The sequence below is a fragment of the Micromonospora polyrhachis genome (genome assembly GCF_014203835.1).
GTDB lineage: Bacteria > Actinomycetota > Actinomycetes > Mycobacteriales > Micromonosporaceae > Micromonospora_H > Micromonospora_H polyrhachis.
In genome coordinates, this window is the sequence record NZ_JACHJW010000001.1 from 4793394 (window position 1) to 4810285 (window position 16892).

Consider the following 16892-nt stretch of genomic DNA (forward strand, 5'->3'; position numbering starts at 1 on the left):
AGCACGATGCCTGACATACGACCCATGGCGGGCTCCGGAGCCTTGGTGCTCAATGCCACATACGAGCCGCTGTGTGTCGTGTCAGTACGTCGAGCCGCGATCCTCGTCCTCTCGGCGAAGGCGGTCTGTGTCGCAGACGGCGACGGCATCCTGCACAGTCCCCGCAACGCGTTGCCGGTGCCCTCGGTGGTCCGGCTGACGCGGTTCGTCCGGGTGCCCTACCGGACCCATGTCGGTCTCTCCCGGCGGGCGATCTTCGCGCGGGACGGCTGGCGGTGCGCCTACTGCCGAGGGCCGGCGGAGACCATCGACCATGTCTTCCCCCGCAGTCGGGGCGGCCGGCACGCCTGGGAGAACGTGGTCGCGGCCTGCGCCAGGTGCAACCACACCAAGGGCGACCGGACTCCGGCCGAGTTGGGTTGGCGGTTGCCCGTCCCGCCGGCCGCCCCGAAGGGCACCGCCTGGCGGGTCCTGGGGCACCGGGCACCCGATCCCCGCTGGGCCGACTGGCTGGACCTGCAGGAGGTCGAGCTACGGCAGGTCGAGCCCGCCGCCTGATCTGTCGGCCGCCCCTCGGGGTGGGCCCGGAGAGATCAGGCCGGGCGGGTCGCGACCAGGGACGCGAAGACGATCAGGTTGTCGGCGTACCCGGTGGTGCCACCGACCCATCGGCCGCCGCAGGTGATCAGCCGCAGGTTGGGGCGGCTGAAGTCCTCGTACACCTCGGCCACCGGGAGTTGGGCCTTGTCGAAGCTCTTGGTCGAGTTCACCTCGAAGATCGCTACCGTGCCGTCCTGACGGTCGACTTCGACCCGGTCGCCGGGACGTAGCCGGACCAGGTTGTGGAAGACCGCCGGCCCGGTCCGGGTGTCGACGTGTCCGACGATCACCGCAGGACCGTACTGGCCCGGGGTGGGGCCCTGGTCGTACCAGCCGGCCTCCTGGGCACGTTCCGCGCTGGGGGCCGCGATCGTGCCGTCCTGGGCGAGACCGACGTTGTGCACCGGTGCGTCGAGCTGGATCGCCTGACTACGTACGCTGACCGGCTGGCTCGCCGCGAGTACCGGGAACTTGCGCGGTGGTGGCCGCAACCCGGCGGTCAGCCCGCTGGGCAGGACCGGGACACCGGTGATCCGTTCGACGACGAGCCCACTGACGATGAGGACCATCAGCACGACGATCACGGTCACCGGGCTGAGCAGCAGACGCCACCGGCCGCCCCGCCGACCCCGACGACGTGCCTTTCGTATAGCTTGCGCTGATCGCGCGGATTGCCCGGATCGCGCGGACTGAGCAGACAGCGCCGATTGAGCAGACAGCGCCGATTGAGTAGACCGCGCGGAGTGAACAGACCGCGCAGGCTGAGCAGACCGCGCTGGCTGCGCCGTCCGAGCCGACGGCACGGGCTGCCTGGACTGCTGCCCGGACCGCTGCTCGGATCGCGCCGGCCGGGTCGACCGAGGCCGGGCCGGTTCCGCCGTACGGGCAGCCGGCCGAGCGGCGGCTGGCTCCGCCGACGTGACGCTGGCCACCGAGGCCTGGGCGACGATCCGCCTGAGGGCGCGCAGGGGCTGGTTGCGTCGAGGGTCGCCCGACGCGCGACGATCCGCCATGGTCCCGGACGGGTCAGGGACCCAGCTCCGGTCGCCGCCGCCGCAGCCCGAACAGGGCTAGCCCGGCGCCGAGGACCACTGCGGCGATCCCACCGGCCAGCACGGTGGGACTGAGCCCACCGGCGGAGCCGCCAGCCCCGGTCGCCGGGCCCTGACTGGGCTTACTCATGTTGACCACGGTGAGGGTGGTGGTGGCGGTGTTGCCGTTCTGGCAGGTGAGGTTCACTCCGTACTGGCCCGGGGGGCGGCTGCTCGGTACGGTCGCCGCTCCGGTGAGGAAGCCGTTGTCCGGTCGTACGATGACCCGGCCGAACGCGTCGGACTGCACGTTGCCCTGACGATTGTTCCCGTCGTCGCAGTTGGCTCGGATGCTCACCCGTTCGCCGGACTGGACGGTGTTCGGCGTGACCTCGACGAACGTGTTACCGGCGTGCGCGGCGGCACCCGGTAGCACCAGTGCCCCGGTCAGCGCGACGCCGGCCGCGCCGGTGGCGAAGGCACGTCCGACGAATCCTGGACCCCGCATGGCTCCCCCTTCCGGCCTGGACCGGTCGTGCGTGCGTGTCCCCATCGGGCCCTGCGTTCCCGCCCTCGGAGGGAGCACACGCATCGGGTGCCCCTGCTGTTTGTGGTCGTGTGTCCAGTACGGCGACCTGCGGCAACAACCATTCGCAAAGCGTTCGACACGGGCATCGTGTCTGACGAGAGCTGGCTATTCGAGCGGGACGACCGGGTGCCAGTCGAGCGGGGTGGAGAGCACCATCGTGCTCGACGGTTGACCATGCCGGGAGAGCCGGTCGATGACCTGCTCGAATGCGTCGATCGAGCCGGCGGCGACCTTGAGCATGCTGCACGCGTCCCCGGTGATCCGGTGGATCTCCAGGATTTCCGGCCAGTCGACGATCGACGGGTCACGCAGGATGCAGTCCGGGCCGTAACAGGACATCCGGATCAGCGCCACCACCGTACGACCGGCCCGGGTCAGATCGACGTGTGCGTGATAGCCGGTGATCACGCCGGACTCCTCCAGTCGCCGGACACGCTCGGCGACGGCGGGCGGGGAGAGGTGGACCCGACGGGACAGCTCACTGAACGAGAGTCGGGCATCCGCCTGCAACTCGCGCAGCAGCGCCCAGTCCACGTCGTCCACGCCACCACCTTCCGTTCGTTAAGTGGGCTCGCGAAATCCGTCCCGGCCGGGAGGGTGGGACGGCCGAACCGCCGTTGAATCGGCATTCCTCGGTGGGCCCTGCCAGCGGGATCATGACGGTACCGGGCACGAGGAGGGAAACACAGGTGGAGACCGCCGATCTGCGAACATCGACCGGCAACGTCAAGGTTCGTCCCACCACCGCGCGCAAGCGGGCTGCCAAGGCAGCGGCCAACGCCGGCGAGCCAACCCTCGAACACACCGGCCGGGTCCCGTACGACACGTATGTGCACGCCAGCACGCTGCACAGCCTCCAACGTACGTTGAGCGACGACCCGGGGGAGATGTCCTTCCTCATGGTCAGCCAGATCATGGAGCTCTACTTCGGACTGACCTGCTTCGAGTTGCGGGAGGCGCAACGGTTGCTGCGCGCCGACGACGTCTGGACCGCGCTGCGTCCGCTGCGCCGGGCCGCACTGCACCTGGAAGGGCTGAACGCGGCCTGGCACGGGCTGAGGTGGATGACCCCGGGCGACTTCAACCGGTTCCGAGACCTGCTCGGCGAGGGGTCCGGATTCCAGTCCGCGATGTACCGGCAGCTCGAATTCCTGCTTGGTCTCCGGACCGCGGCCCTGGTCCGGCCGTTTCGGCGGCAGCCGGAGACGTACGCGGCTCTGCGGCGCACCCTGGCGGCACCCAGCCTCTGGGACGACGTGCTGCACCTGCTCGCCCGTCGCGGGTTCGACCTGCCGGCGGGGCTGCTGCACCGGGACTTCGCCGTCGAGCATCAGCCCGGCCCCGAGGTCGAATCCGCCTGGGTGGAGATCTACGCCGACGACGGGCCGGACAACCAGTTGCGCCTGCTCGGTGAGGCGCTGACCGAGGTGGCCGAACAATTCGGGGACTGGCGCTATCGACATCTTCAGGCGGTCCAGCGCACGATGGGCGCCAAGGCCGGAAGCGGTGGTTCCGCCGGTGCCGCCTGGTTGCAGCGCAGCATGGCCCGGGTGGTCTTCCCGGAGCTGTGGTCGGCCCGTACGGCCATGTGACGCTGCGGCGTGCCCCGCCGCAGGCCACGTTGGACGGGGCTCGTCACCCGCGCGAGTGAAGTGATCGGAGGGCGAGACAGCAGCATGACGATCTCTGAAGACGAGGCGCGCCGCCGGGACGCCGCCGACCCCGGGCATCGCGACCTGTTCCACATCCCGCCCGCCCCGGGTGGCCGGTACGCCGAGGCCGCCTATCTGACCGGCAACTCGCTCGGCCTGCAACCCCGGGCCACCCGTATCGAACTGGCCGAGGAACTGGACGCCTGGGCGACGCTGGGCGCGGCGGGGCACCTGGCGGGGGTTCGGCCCTGGTTGCCGTACCACGAGTTGCTGACGGAGCCGGCGGCCCGACTGGTCGGCGCGCTACCCGCCGAGACCGTGGTGATGAACTCGCTCACCGTCAACCTGCACCTGCTGATGGTGTCCTTCTACCGGCCGACGGGGGAGCGGACCCGGATCGTCGTCGAGGACGGCACCTTCCCGTCGGACAGCTACGCGGTCCGCAGCCAGGCCCGGTTCCACGGCCTCGACCCGGACAGCACCGTGGTACGACTGCGACCCCGACCCGGTGAGGAGACGCTGCGTACCGAGGATGTGCTCGACCATCTCGACCGGGACGGGCCCCGGACCGCATTGGTGCTGCTCGGCGGGGTCAACTATCGCACCGGCGAGCTGATGGACATTCCGGCGATCACCCGGGCCGGGCGTACGGCCGGCGCGATCGTCGGCTGGGACCTGGCACACGCCGTCGGCAACGTGCCGCTGGCGCTGCACGACTGGGATGTGGACTTCGCCGCCTGGTGCTCGTACAAGTACCTGAACTCCGGGCCCGGTGCCCTGGCCGGCGCGTTCATCCACGAGCGCCACCTGGCCGACCCGACGATCCAGCGCTTCGAGGGCTGGTGGAGCACCGACCCGGCCACCCGGTTCGAGATGAACCCCGAGTCCCGGCCGCTGTCCACCGCCGACGCCTGGCAGATCTCCAACCCGCCGATCCTGGCGATGGGGCCGGTGCGTACCTCGCTGGAGATCTTCGACAAGGTCGGGATGGCCGCACTACGGGAGCGCAGCCAGCGACTCACCGGCTACCTGGCCGGGCTGCTCGACCAGATCACCCCGACCCGGCCGCTGCGGGTGATCACCCCGACCGACCCGGCCCGGCGCGGCTGCCAGCTCTCCATCCGGCAGTTGCGAACGGAAGGCAGCTCCCCCGGCAGCGCCGCCGAACTGACCAACCGGCTCCGCCACGAGTACGGCGTCATCGCCGACGTTCGGCAGCCGGACATCGTCCGGCTCACCCCGGTGCCGCTCTACTCGACGTACCACGACTGCTGGCGCGCGGTCGACGCGTTGGCGCGGCTCGTCGAGGAGGCGCGGCCTGGCGGGGAGGCGCGGGCCGTTGGGGAGAGGCGGGCCGTTGGGGAGAGGCGGGCCGTTGAGGAGAGGCAGCGTGGCGGGGAGACGCCGCCTGTCGGGAGGGTCCCGTGACCGAGAAGGAGCGGGTCACCATCGTCGGTGCCGGGTTGGCCGGCAGCCTGCTGGCCTGCTTCCTGGCCCGGCGCGGCTACCGGGTACACGTCTACGAGCGGCGACCCGATCCACGCAAGGGCACGACCGAACGTGGCCGGTCGATCAACCTGGCGCTCTCCGAGCGTGGTCTGGACGCGTTGCGCCGGGTCGGGCTGGTCGAGCAGGTGCTCGCCGACGCGTTACCGATGCGCGGCCGGATGGTCCACCCGGTGCAGGGTGGGTCGGACTTCCAGCCCTACAGCCGGACCGGGGGCCGGGCGATCAACTCGATCAGCCGGGGAGCGCTGAACAACGTTCTGCTGGACGCCGCCGAGGCGCTGCCCGGCGTGGAGATCGACTTCGAGCACCGGCTGGTCGGGCTGGTCCCGGAGACCGGGGAACTGACCTTCGAGACTCCCGAGGGGTCGGCCCGGGTCACCGCCGAGATTGTCCTCGGTGCGGACGGTGCCGGTTCCGCCGTACGGGGCCAGTTGCTCGGCCACGGGGTGCTGACCGAGAGCCTGGACTTTCTCGACTACGGCTACAAGGAGCTGACCATCCCGCCGGTGGGCGGGGACTTCGCCCTCGCCCCGGACGCGCTGCACATCTGGCCCCGGGGCACCTCGATGATGATCGCGCTGCCCAACCCGGACCGGTCGTTCACCTGCACCCTGTTCTGGCCGACCAGCGGCACGAGCAGCTTCGCCTCGCTGGGTAGCCCGGCGGCGATCGAGCAGCACTTCCGTACCCACTATCCGGACGTGGTGCCGCTCGCGCCGAACCTGGTGGACGACTACCTGCACAACCCGGTCGGGCTGCTCGGCACGGTCCGCTGCGCGCCCTGGCAGCACGGTGGCCGGGTCGGGCTGCTCGGCGATGCCGCGCACGCCATCGTCCCGTTCTACGGCCAGGGCGCGAACTGCGCCTTCGAGGACGTGGTGGAACTGGACCGGTGCCTGGACGAGACCGCGGACACCTGGGCGATGGCGCTGCCCCTGTTCGACGTACGGCGACGGGACAACGCCGAGGCGATCGCCCGGATGGCCCTGGCCAACTTCGTGGAGATGCGCGACAAGGTGGCCTCGCCGGTGTTCCGGTTGGGCAAGCAGGTCGAGCACACGCTGGAACGGGCCCTGCCCGGTCGGTACGTCTCCCGCTACGAACTGGTCTCCTTCTCCACCACCCCGTACGCCGAGGTGCAGCGTCGGGTGCGGCGACAGCATCAGCTGCTCGGTGTGGTCTCGGTCGGTGCGGCGGCGCTGCTCAGCGCGCTCGGCGCGGTCGCCGTCCGGCGGAGGAGACGCCAGTGAGCCGAGCGGCGGAGACGGGTGTCGACTGGCATCCGGAGCTGATGACCGGCCGGCCAGCCTGCGACGGACCGCAGTTGCTGCGCAACTTCGTCGGGGGTGAGTTCATTGCCGGGCCACGGAGCTTCGCGAAGGTCAGCCCGGTCACCGGGGCGACCCTCTTCGAGGTGACCGAGGCGGGTGAATCCACGGTGGATGCGGCGGTGGCCGCCGCCCGCGCGGCCCTGCGTGGCCCGTGGGGCCGGATGCACGAGCGGGACCGGGCGGCGGTGCTGCGCCGGGTCGCCGACGAGTTGGAACGCCGCTTCGCCGACCTGGTCGTCGCCGAGGTGGCCGACACCGGCAAGCCGATCTCGCAGGCCCGCACCCTGGACGTCCCGCGCGGGGCGGCCAACTTCCGGGCGTTCGCCGAGATCGCGGCCAGCATGCCGACCGAGTCGTTCACCACCGCCACGGCCGGCGGTGGGCGGGCACTGAACTACGCGCTGCGCAAACCGGTGGGTGTGGTCGCGGTGATCGTGCCCTGGAACCTGCCGCTGCTGCTGCTCACCTGGAAGGTCGCCCCGGCCCTGGCCTGCGGTAACGCCGTCGTGGTCAAGCCCTCCGAGGAGACCCCGTCATCGGCGACGCTGCTGGCCGAGGTGATGGCTGCGGCCGGCGTACCGGAGGGGGTGTTCAACCTGGTGCACGGCTTCGGGCCGGACTCGGCCGGCGAGATCCTCACCCGCCATCCCGGAGTCGACGCGATCACCTTCACCGGTGAGTCGGCCACCGGTACGGCGATCATGCGGGCCGCCGCCGACGGGGTGAAGGCCGTCTCCTTCGAACTGGGCGGCAAGAACGCCGGCCTGGTCTTCGCCGACGCCGACCTGGACGCGGCGGTGACCGGCTCGGTCCGGTCCAGCTTCACCAACGGCGGACAGGTCTGCCTCTGCACCGAGCGGATCTACGTGCAGCAGCCGGTCTTCGCCGAGTTCACCGAACGGCTGGCGGCGCGAGCGGCGGAACTGGCCTACGGCTGGCCAGCCGACGAGGCGACGATGAACATGCCGCTGATCTCCGCCGCCCACCGGGCCAAGGTGCTCGGCCACTACGACCTGGCCCGCGCCGAGGGGGCGACCGTGCTCACCGGCGGCGGGGTGCCGTCCTTCGGGGATGCCCGCGACGGCGGGGCGTACGTCCAGCCGACCGTACTCACCGGGCTGGCCACGACCGCCCGGACCAACCGGGAGGAGATCTTCGGCCCGGTCTGCCACGTGGCACCCTTCGACGACGAGGACGAGGCGTACGCGCTGGCCAACGAGAGCGAATACGGTCTGGCGGCGACGGTGTGGACCCGGGACGTCGGCCGGGCACACCGGGCCGGACTGCGCCTGGACACCGGCATCGTCTGGGTCAACACCTGGTTCCTGCGGGACCTGCGGACCCCGTTCGGCGGGATGAAGACCTCCGGCATCGGCCGGGAGGGCGGCCGGCACTCGTTGGACTTCTACTCCGAACTCACCAACGTCTGTCTGGAGTTGTCGTGACCGTGGACATCGAGGCTGCGGCGCGGATGCTGCGTGACGCCTACGACAGCGGCCAACCCTGCCCGCCGCTGCGGGACAGGCTGCTGCCGGCGGGGGACGTCGACACCGCGTACGCGGTGCAGCAGGCCCAGGTGGGAGGTTGGATCGTGGCGGGTCGTCGGCTGGTCGGCGCGAAGATCGGCCTGACCTCTCCGGCCGTGCAGGAGGAGCTCGGGGTCCACCAGCCGGACTTCGGGGTGCTCCTCGCCGACATGGCGGTGCCGGACGGCGCGGAGGTCGACCTCGGGCGGCTGTTGCAACCGAGGGTGGAAGCCGAGATCGCCTTCGTGCTCGGTGCCGACCTGCCGTACGAGCAGGTGACCACGGTCGACGTCGTCCAGGCGACCGAGTGTCTGCTACCGGCGATCGAGATCGTCGACTCGCGGATCGCCGGCTGGGACATCTCCATCGTGGACACGGTGGCGGACAACGCCTCCAGCGGCCTGTTCGTGCTCGGCACCTCGCCCCGCCGGCTCGCCGACGTGGACCTGCGACTCGCCGGGATGGTGCTCGAACATGCCGGTGAGCCGGTTTCGGTCGGTGCCGGTGCGGCCTGCCTGGGCAACCCGCTGCACGCGGTCGCCTGGTTGGCCGGCACCGTCGCCCGGGCTGGCCGCCCACTGCGGGCCGGCGACGTGGTGCTCTCCGGGGCGCTCGGCCCGATGGTGCCGGTGACCCCCGGTGCGGCGTACGAGGCGCGGATCTCCGGCCTCGGCTCGGTTCGCGCCTGCTTCTCCAGTGGCGGGGCGAGACATTCGGAGGTGGGTCGTGCCGGTTGGTGGTGAGGCGTGACGGTCGACGGGAGCGGGGAGCGGGTGGACCTCGCGGAGCTGGCCGCCCGCCTGGACGAGGCGGCTGGGGCGGCCATCGCGATACCGCAGTTGGCGGCGGTGGCCGGGATCGACGTGGACGCCGCGTACGCGGTCCAGGCTGCCCTGCTCGACCGGCGACTGGCGCGGGGGGAACGGCTGGTCGGGCTGAAGATGGGGCTGACCAGCCGGGCCAAGATGGCGCAGGTGGGCGTGGAGGAGGTGATCTGGGGACGGCTCACCGACGCGATGTGGGTGCCGGACGGAGGCACGGTCGACCCGGGCCTCCACATCCACCCTCGGGTCGAGCCGGAGGTGGCCTTCCTGCTGGACCGGCTGCCCGCGCCGCGCGAGCCGGTCGGCGACTTCACCGACGCGGTCCGGGCCGTCGCCCCGGCGCTCGAGCTGATCGACTCCCGGTACACCAACTTCACCTTCTCGCTGCCTGACGTGGTCGCCGACAACGCCTCGGCGGCCCGCTTCGCCATCGGTGCCTGGCAGCCCGTGCCGGCGGGACTGGAGAACCTGGGGGTGCTGTTGGAGGTGGACGGTCGGGTGGTACAGACCGGTTCCACCGCCGCGATCCTCGGCGACCCGCGTCGGGCACTCGACGAGGGCGTTCGGCTGGCCGGCCGGCACGGCGTACGGATGCGCGCCGGTTGGGTCTTCCTCGCCGGGGCGGCCACCGCCGCCGTACCGCTGCGGCCCGGTGCGCACATCCGGGCGGTGGTCGAGCGTCTGGGCGCGGTCTCCCTGCGGGCGGAGGTTCGTGGGCTGCCCGGAAACCCGGACCGGGGCGGCGTCGCGGGTTCGGCGGAGGGCCGGTCGTGAGTGGGGGCCGGGTGGTCGCGGGGAAGGCTGTGCCACGCGGCCGGTTTCCGCACGTCAAGGTGGCAGGTGGCTTCGCCTTCGTCTCCGGTACGTCCAGCCGCCGGCCGGACAACACCATCGCCGGTGCCGAGGTGGACGCCCTGGGCACCACCGCGCTTGACATCCGGGTGCAGGCCCGAGCGGTGCTGGAGAACGTCCGCGACATCCTGCGCGAGGTCGGCGCCGACCTTCGGGACCTGGTGCAGGTCACCACCTACCTGGTCAACATGAACGACTTCGGTGGCTACAACGAGGTCTACGCCGAGTTCTTCGACGAGGCCGGTCCGGCCCGGACCACCGTGGCCGTACACCAGCTTCCGCATCCGCATCTGCTGATCGAGATACAGGCGGTCGCCGTACTCCCGTCCCGAACCGCACCTCCTTCAGGAGTCGAACTTCCCTCAGGAGCCGAACTGCCGTCAGGAGGCAGCCATGAGTGAGATCCCCGAGCCGATCAGCTTCCCCGGCTGGATCGCCGAGAATCAGCATCTGCTCAAACCGCCGGTGGGTAACAAGCAGATGTTCCCCACCGGGGACGACTTCATCGTGATGGTGGTGGGCGGGCCGAACCAGCGCACCGACTTCCACGTCGACCCGTACGAGGAGTTCTTCTATCAGGTCAAGGGCAACATGCGTGTCGACCTGATGACCCCGGACGGCCCGCGCAGCGTGCACATCCGGGAAGGGCAGATGTGGGTGCTGCCAGCGCTGGTGCCGCACTCGCCGCAGCGGCCGGAGAGCGGCTCGATCGGCCTCGTGATCGAGCGGGTACGTCGGGAGGGCACCCTGGAGAAGTTCCAGTGGTACTGCATGGAGTGCGGTAACCGGGTGCACGAGGTCGAGTTGCAGGTCCGGGACATCGTCGCCGACCTGCCACCCGTCTTCCAGGCGTTCTACGCCGACGAGGCGGCCCGGACCTGTGACCGGTGCGGCGCGCTGCACCCGGGCAAGGGCTGATGTCGCAACCGACGGACAGGTCGGGTCAGGGGGCAGAGCCGTACCCGGTGGTGGATGTGCACACGCACGTCGTACCTCGGGGTTGGCCGGAGTTGTCCACCGCGTGTGGTGGTTCCGGCTGGCCCTGGCTGCGGATCGACTCCGAACGCGACGCCATGATCATGGTCGGGGATACCGAGTTCCGTTCGATCGGTGCCGAGTGCTGGGACGCCGACACCCGGCTGGCCGACATGACGGCCGACGGGGTGGACGTGCAGGTGGTCTCCCCGACCCCGGTCTTCTTCTCCTACGAACGCCCGGCCGACCAGGCCGCCAAGGTGGCGCGGATCTTCAACGACCTGACATTGGAGGTTACCGGGCGGGGCGGGGACCGGCTGGTGCCGTTCTGCCAGGTGCCGTTACAGGATCCGGAGGCGGCCTGCGTCGAGCTGGACCGGTGCCTGGCCAACGGGCACGTCGGGGTGGAGATCGGCAACCACGTCGGGGAGCGGGACCTGGACGACGAGGGAGTCGTCACGTTCCTGCGGCACTGTGCCGAGGTGGGCGCTCCGGTCTTCGTACATCCGTGGGACATGCCCGGTGGTCCCCGGCTGGACCGGTGGATGGCGCGTTGGTTGACCGGTATGCCGGCCGAGACCCACCTGTCGGTCCTGGCACTCATCCTCGGTGGCGTGTTCGACCGGGTACCGGAGACGTTGCGCCTCTGTTTCGCCCACGGGGGCGGGAGTTTCCCGTTCTGGCTGGGGCGGGCGGACAACGCCTGGCACCGTCGGGGCGACCTGGTACGTGGCCGGTCCACTCGTCCGCCGAGCCACTACGCCGATCGGTTCTACGTCGACAGCGTGGTCTTCGATCCGGCCGCACTGCGGCTGCTGGTGGACACCATGGGGGTCGACCGGGTGCTGCTCGGCAGCGACTACCCGTATCCGCTCGGCGAGCGGCCGGTCGGCCGGGTGGTCCACGAGGCGGACTTCCTCACCGACGACCAGCGGGCGAAGCTGCTCTCCGGCAACGCCCTGCGCTTCCTCACCGGCAACGACCGGCACCGGGCCGGTCGTCGATCCTGACCCGTCGTACGGTGTGATCTTCAACGTGTCCGGTGGGCTATCGGCGGGAGGAGGCAGGCGAGCAGTCGGCGGAGGTGACCCCGAGTGGGCCGGATTGCGGCGATATGTGCCTGGTTGCGGTTGAAGATGGTGTGGTGGGATCGCTACCCCGAAGCCTGGCAGGCCACGCCCTCCGCTACCGTGAGGTTAGCTGAGCCAGGTAGGTGGACCCATGATCACGCAGCCTGGCCCGGGTGTTCTGGTCCCTCTTCCGCCTGGGAGCGTTGAGGTTGTCTGTTTCCGAGACGTTGCTGGTCTTCGTCGCCATCCCGGTCGTGGCGGTGCTACTGATCGCCGGGCTGGCGCTCATCGGTAAGCGTGGTGGTGGCCACGGTGCCAAGCGCTACCGCCCCGGCCGGCCCTACGACTTCACCCCGGTGTGGTTCCTGGCCTCGCCGGAAAAGCTCGCCGACCCCACCGGCACGACCCTGCCCGCCGGTGCGCCGGTTCCCGCACTGGCCGGCAAGACCGAGATCGCCCGGAAGCGGGGCGGCGCGACAGGAGGCGCAAGTGACCGCTGGTGAGTTGACCGCAGAGCTGGGCAGCCGACCCGAGGTGCTCGACGGCCCGTTCACGACTCGGCAGCTACTGCGTATCGACGAGGCGTTGCGGATGGCCGACCAGGCCACCGGGTTCACCTTCACGATCTACGTTGGTGACCTCGACGAGCCGAGCCGCGAGCACGCCGAAAAGCTGCATGGCCGGCTGATCGACCCAGACCGCTCGGTGCTGATCGCGCTCTCGCCCACCCAGCGAGTCTTGGAGATCGTCACCGGCACCGAGATCCGTAAGCGGGTTCCGGACCGGCACGCCAAGCTCGCCGCGCTCTCCATGGTGGCCGCCTTCGGCGTTGGCGACCTGACCGGCGGCATCATCAGCGGCTTGGACCAACTCGCCACCCACGTCGGCAAGGCGGCCTGAGCCGCCTCGCCGAGGCTGAGCGACAGCAACACCGCCAACAGGGCAGAAACGGTACGGGCCCGGTCGCGCTACCGCCGCATGAGCGGGGAGCGACCGGGCCCGTGCCGTCAACTCAGGCCGAGGCGTCCTTGGTCCGGGCCTTCAACGCCCGTACCACGCCGTCCCGCCCCTCGCCGACCAGCCGGCGCAGCGGTGCCGGGTGCCCCGGCTGGGCCAGCCACTCGTCCGTCGCGGCGATCGTCTCATCGCTGATCTGGTAGGCCGGGTAGCCCAGGATGGTGAACTCCTGCGCCGGCTCGCTGTCCCGGCTCGCCCAGACCGGCCCGACCGCGTCGAAGTACCTCGCCACGTACGGGGCGGTCAGCTCCACCTGCGTCGGGTGCTGGAAGCCCTGCAGCAGCGCCCGACTCCGCCAGTTCGGCAGCACTTCGTCCCCGGTGAGCAGCGCCCAGACCTCGGCCTTGTTCTCCGCCGTGGGCACCAGCGCGCGGACGTACGCCGCCTCGCGCTCACCGCTGGCGGTCCGGTCACCGGCCAGCTCCGCCTCGATCTCCGTGATGCCGGCGGCCCCGTTGGCGACCAGCGCCGCCAGCACCGACCAGCGCAGCTCGGTGTCGATGGCCAGCCCAGTCGGCACCTCGGCCCCGTCCAGCCAGCCCCGCAGCGTGGCCAGGTCGGCGTCCGAGCGGGCCGCCGAGGCGAAGGCCCGAGCCCAGGCGAGCTGAAGGCCGCTGCCCGGTTCGGCGGTCTGCAACACGGTCCGCGCGGTACGGGCCAGGTCGGCCCAGCCGGTGGGGGCCCAGGCCGGGTCGGCGTACGAGGTGAGCGTGGTGGTCGCCTGCCGCAGTGTCTGGGTGACCAGGTTGATGTCCGTCTCGGCGGGGAGCCCGGCCAGCGCCAGGGCCACGTAGTCCCGGGTCGCCAGCTCGGCGTCCCGGACCATGTCCCAGGCGGCGGCCCAGCACAGTGCTCGGGCCAGGGACGACTCGAACGCGCCGATGTGCTGCACCACGGTGGCCAGGGACCGCTCGTCCAGCCGCAGCTTGGCGTAGGTCAGGTCGTCGTCGTTGAGTAGCAGCACAGCCGGTGCCCGTACGCCGACCAGCTGCGGCAACTCGGTGCGCTCGCCGGTCACGTCGACCTCGATCAGCTCCCGGCGCACCAACCGGCCATCGGTCAGGTCGTAGAGGCCCACCCCGATCCGGTGGGTACGCAACGTCGGGTAGCCGGTCGGCACCTCCTGGCGGACCGTGACCCGCTGGTAGGTGCCGTCCGGCCCGATGGTGACCTCCGGCCGCAGAGTGTTGACCTGAGCGGTCTCCAACCACTGCGCGGCGAACTTGCGCAGTTCCCGCCCGGAGGCGGTCTCCAGTTCGGAGAGCAGGTCGTCGAAGGTGGCGTTGCCCCAGGCGTACTTGCCGAAGTAGGCCCGTAGCCCGGCCAGGAACGGGTCCAGCCCCACGTACGCCACCAACTGCTTGATGACGCTGGCGCCCTTGGCGTACGTGATGCCGTCGAAGTTGACCTCGACCGCCTCCAGGTCCGGCATCTCGCAGTAGACCGGGTGGGTGGAGGAGAGCTGGTCCTGCCGGTAGCCCCAGTTCTTCCGAATGGAGAGGAACGTGGTCCACGCGTCGGCGAACCGGGTGGCGTGCGTGTTGCACCAGTGGCTCGCCCACTCGGCGAACGACTCGTTCAGCCACAGGTCGTTCCACCAGCGCATGGTGACCAGGTCACCGAACCACATGTGGGCCAGTTCGTGCAGGATCGTGTTGGCCCGCTGCTCGTATTCGAAGTCGGTGACCTGCGAACGGAAGATGTAGTGCGACTCGGCGTGCGTCACGCAGCCGAAGTTCTCCATCGCGCCGGCGTTGAAGTCCGGCACCCAGATCTGGTCGTACTTCGGTAGCGGGTAGCGCACCCCGAACTGCTCGTGGAAGAAGTCGAAGCCCTGCGTGGTGATCAGGTTGAGGTCATCGGCGTCCATGTGCTCGGCCATGCTCGCCCGGCAGTAGTAGCCCAGGTCGATGCCGTCGTGTGAGTAGCGCACCTCGTGGTACGGCCCGGCACACAACGCGGTGATGTAGGTGCTCATCCGGGCCGACTCGGTGAAGTGGATCGTCTTGGCCTCCGCCCCGGCCGGTTCCTCCCGCTCGATCGGCGAGTTGGAGATCACCTTCCAGTGCGTCGGCACGGTGGCGTGCCAGGTGTAGACGCTCTTCAGGTCCGGCTGGTCGAAGCAGGCGTAGACCCGCTGCGCGTCCGCCGTCTCGAACTGGCTGTAGAGGTAGGTCTCGCCGTCCACCGGGTCGACGCTGCGATGCAGGCCCTGGCCACTGTTGGAGTAGAGGAAGTCGGCGTCGACGACCAGCGTGTTCTCGGGAGCCAGTCCGGTCAGGGTGAGCCCCTTCTCCGCCGACCAGTCGGAGAGGTCCACCGGAGCGCCGTTGAGGGTTGCGGAGCGTACCGAGTCGGCAGCGACCTCTATGAAGGTGGTGGCTCCCGGGCTGGTGCAACGGAACCGAACCTCGGTGACCGAGCGGAACGTGGGGCTGCCCGCGGCGTCACCGGCGGCGGAGAGATCCAGACTGATGTCGTACGAGGTGACGTCGAGCAGACGGGCCCGCTCGGTCGCCTCGATCTGGGTCAGGTTGCGCACTCCCGGCACGTGATTTCTCCATCCATGTCCAACCGCTGCCCCCATTGGCAGTCGTAGATCCACCCGCCGTGGTGGTTCGAGACTGAGTCTTCCACGACACCTAATTCTCGGCTGGTGGTCGAGGTCACGGTCTCATTCCGGTACCGCCGTACGGTTTCCAGGGGTCATGATCTGTACGGGGAACGCCAACGGGGCGTTCCAGACCGGGGAGGAATTCCTGTGGCAGAGCGCACAGCCGTGGACATGTGGTTCGATCCCCTCTGTCCGTGGGCCTGGCTCACCTCTCGCTGGCTGCTGGAGGTGGAACGGGTACGCCCGGTGGACGTCCGGTTCCGGGTGATGAGCCTGTCCGTGCTGAACGAGGGCCGGGACCTGCCGGAGCAGTACGTGGCCCTGATGGAGACCGGCTGGGCGCCGGTGCGGATCTGCATCGCCGCCGAGCAGAAGTACGGCCCGCAGGTGCTGCGGGACCTCTACACCGCCTTCGGTAACCGGATCCACCTCAACAAGGAGGAACTCGGGCCGGACCTGTACGTCGCCGCCCTGGCCGACGCCGGTCTCGATTCCGACCTGGCCGAGGCAGGCGGATCGACCGAGTACGACGAGGCACTGCGGGCCAGTCACAACGCCGGCATGAAGCCGGTGGGCACCGACGTCGGCACTCCGGTCATCCATGCGCCAGGCCCGGTCGAGGGGGAGAAGGTGGCCTTCTTCGGCCCGGTCATCACCCCGGCTCCCAAGGGCGAGGCGGCTGGCCGACTCTGGGACGGGGTGCTCCTGGTCGCCGGCACCCCGGGCTTCTACGAACTGAAGCGCTCCCGCGACCAGGATCCGATCTTCGACTGAGTCGGTTCGATCGTCTGGGTCGGCTCGATTGGCTGAGTCGGTTCGATCGTCTGATCGAAGCGTGACCAGGGGTCGTCGGTCTCGTTGCACGGAATGTCCGCCGCGGCGATCCCCGCGGTCCCATCCGTCGCACCGGAGGCCCCCATGGCCAGGCATCGCCACTCGTCCGGCCCCCAGGCACGCGACACGGTGCCGGAGGAGAACCTGGGCGGCGGGTACTGGTCGGTCGACCCCGCTCGATGGGCCACGTTCCGACCGGGATTCCCGGAGGAACTGGCCGACCTGCTCGCACCGCCGATCGTCGTCGGAGTCGTACCGGTGCCGGCCGTCGTCGCCGGGGTGACCAGCCGGTCACCCCGGCCCGGGCGAGGCCGGCACCGCCGGCTCACGCCGCGCGGCTGACCGAGCGACCTGGCTCACGCCGCGCGGCTGACCGAGCGACCTGGCTCACGCGGCGCGGCTGACCGAGCGACCCGGCCCGGTCCGGGGTGCCCATCGGGTGGACACGATCCGGGGTGTCCGTGGTCA

General features: G+C 70.4%; 16 protein-coding genes and 2 pseudogenes. 14 read left to right on the top strand and 4 right to left on the bottom strand.

What is annotated here, in order from left to right; all coding sequences use genetic code 11:
- Positions 1-6 precede the first annotated feature (6 nt).
- Entirely contained in the window at positions 7-558 is a 552-nt protein-coding gene (locus tag FHR38_RS21045) for an HNH endonuclease (RefSeq protein WP_184536285.1), read from the top strand.
- A gap of 35 nt (positions 559-593) precedes the next feature.
- Here FHR38_RS21045 and FHR38_RS21050 read toward each other — a convergent pair whose 3' ends face one another.
- From FHR38_RS21050 to FHR38_RS21060, 3 genes are all read right to left on the bottom strand, one after another.
- The gene (locus tag FHR38_RS21050; protein ID WP_376771421.1) at positions 594-1403 is read right to left on the bottom strand and encodes a class F sortase; all 810 of its coding nucleotides are present in this window, start codon (positions 1401-1403) and stop codon (positions 594-596) included.
- Between the two features lie 223 nt (positions 1404-1626).
- Complete coding sequence (locus FHR38_RS21055) at positions 1627-2139, bottom strand: hypothetical protein (RefSeq protein WP_184536287.1); 513 nt, start codon at positions 2137-2139, stop codon at positions 1627-1629.
- 186 nt (positions 2140-2325) lie between these two features.
- Positions 2326-2763, bottom strand: a complete 438-nt coding sequence (locus tag FHR38_RS21060) for an Lrp/AsnC family transcriptional regulator (protein ID WP_184536288.1) — start codon at positions 2761-2763, stop codon at positions 2326-2328.
- 146 nt (positions 2764-2909) lie between these two features.
- Between FHR38_RS21060 and FHR38_RS21065 the strand changes: the two genes are divergently transcribed.
- The 11 genes and pseudogenes from FHR38_RS21065 to FHR38_RS21115 all read left to right on the top strand — a co-directional run bounded on the left by FHR38_RS21065 (position 2910) and on the right by FHR38_RS21115 (position 12859).
- On the top strand, positions 2910-3812 hold the full coding sequence (locus tag FHR38_RS21065) for a tryptophan 2,3-dioxygenase (protein WP_312882313.1): 903 nt from the start codon (positions 2910-2912) through the stop codon (positions 3810-3812).
- A gap of 84 nt (positions 3813-3896) precedes the next feature.
- Positions 3897-5180 (top strand): annotated as a pseudogene (gene kynU / locus FHR38_RS21070) (kynureninase); the annotation flags it as partial.
- 116 nt (positions 5181-5296) lie between these two features.
- Positions 5297-6631: an FAD-dependent oxidoreductase gene (locus FHR38_RS21075; RefSeq protein ID WP_184536291.1), complete on the top strand. Its 1335-nt coding sequence runs from the start codon at positions 5297-5299 to the stop codon at positions 6629-6631.
- A gap of 41 nt (positions 6632-6672) precedes the next feature.
- Positions 6673-8157 carry a 2-hydroxymuconic semialdehyde dehydrogenase gene (locus FHR38_RS21080; RefSeq protein WP_184540007.1) on the top strand — a complete coding sequence of 495 codons (1485 nt, stop codon included), beginning with the start codon at positions 6673-6675 and terminating at the stop codon, positions 8155-8157.
- Positions 8154-8981 carry a 2-keto-4-pentenoate hydratase gene (locus FHR38_RS21085; RefSeq protein WP_184536292.1) on the top strand — a complete coding sequence of 276 codons (828 nt, stop codon included), beginning with the start codon at positions 8154-8156 and terminating at the stop codon, positions 8979-8981. Before FHR38_RS21080 ends, FHR38_RS21085 begins: the two co-directional genes overlap by 4 nt.
- A 30-nt stretch (positions 8982-9011) precedes the next feature.
- A pseudogene (locus FHR38_RS21090) lies at positions 9012-9767 on the top strand (2-keto-4-pentenoate hydratase); the annotation flags it as partial.
- A gap of 65 nt (positions 9768-9832) precedes the next feature.
- Positions 9833-10315, top strand: coding sequence for a RidA family protein (locus FHR38_RS21095; RefSeq protein ID WP_184536293.1), 483 nt, complete (start codon positions 9833-9835; stop codon positions 10313-10315).
- Positions 10308-10832 (top strand): 3-hydroxyanthranilate 3,4-dioxygenase, encoded by a 525-nt coding sequence (locus FHR38_RS21100; protein ID WP_184536294.1) that lies wholly within the window; start codon positions 10308-10310, stop codon positions 10830-10832. Before FHR38_RS21095 ends, FHR38_RS21100 begins: the two co-directional genes overlap by 8 nt.
- Complete coding sequence (locus FHR38_RS21105; protein ID WP_184536295.1) at positions 10832-11899, top strand: amidohydrolase family protein; 1068 nt, start codon at positions 10832-10834, stop codon at positions 11897-11899. The genes FHR38_RS21100 and FHR38_RS21105 overlap by 1 nt, the downstream gene beginning before the upstream one ends.
- Positions 11900-12132: 233 nt before the next feature.
- The gene (gene ctaJ / locus FHR38_RS21110) at positions 12133-12462 is read left to right on the top strand and encodes an aa3-type cytochrome oxidase subunit CtaJ (protein WP_446685675.1); all 330 of its coding nucleotides are present in this window, start codon (positions 12133-12135) and stop codon (positions 12460-12462) included.
- A complete protein-coding gene (locus tag FHR38_RS21115) occupies positions 12449-12859 on the top strand; it encodes a DUF5130 family protein (RefSeq protein ID WP_184536296.1) in 411 nt (136 codons plus the stop codon). Before ctaJ ends, FHR38_RS21115 begins: the two co-directional genes overlap by 14 nt.
- A gap of 112 nt (positions 12860-12971) precedes the next feature.
- On the opposite strand, the gene pepN is transcribed toward FHR38_RS21115, so the two are convergent.
- A complete protein-coding gene (gene pepN / locus FHR38_RS21120) occupies positions 12972-15518 on the bottom strand; it encodes an aminopeptidase N (protein ID WP_184540011.1) in 2547 nt (848 codons plus the stop codon).
- A 243-nt stretch (positions 15519-15761) separates the two neighbouring features.
- Here pepN and FHR38_RS21125 point away from each other — a divergent pair, with 243 nt between their 5' ends.
- On the top strand, positions 15762-16364 hold the full coding sequence (locus FHR38_RS21125; protein ID WP_221449914.1) for a mycothiol-dependent nitroreductase Rv2466c family protein: 603 nt from the start codon (positions 15762-15764) through the stop codon (positions 16362-16364).
- Positions 16365-16508: 144 nt separating this feature from the next.
- A complete protein-coding gene (locus FHR38_RS21130; protein WP_184536298.1) occupies positions 16509-16766 on the top strand; it encodes a hypothetical protein in 258 nt (85 codons plus the stop codon).
- The last annotated feature ends 126 nt before the right edge of the window (positions 16767-16892 follow it).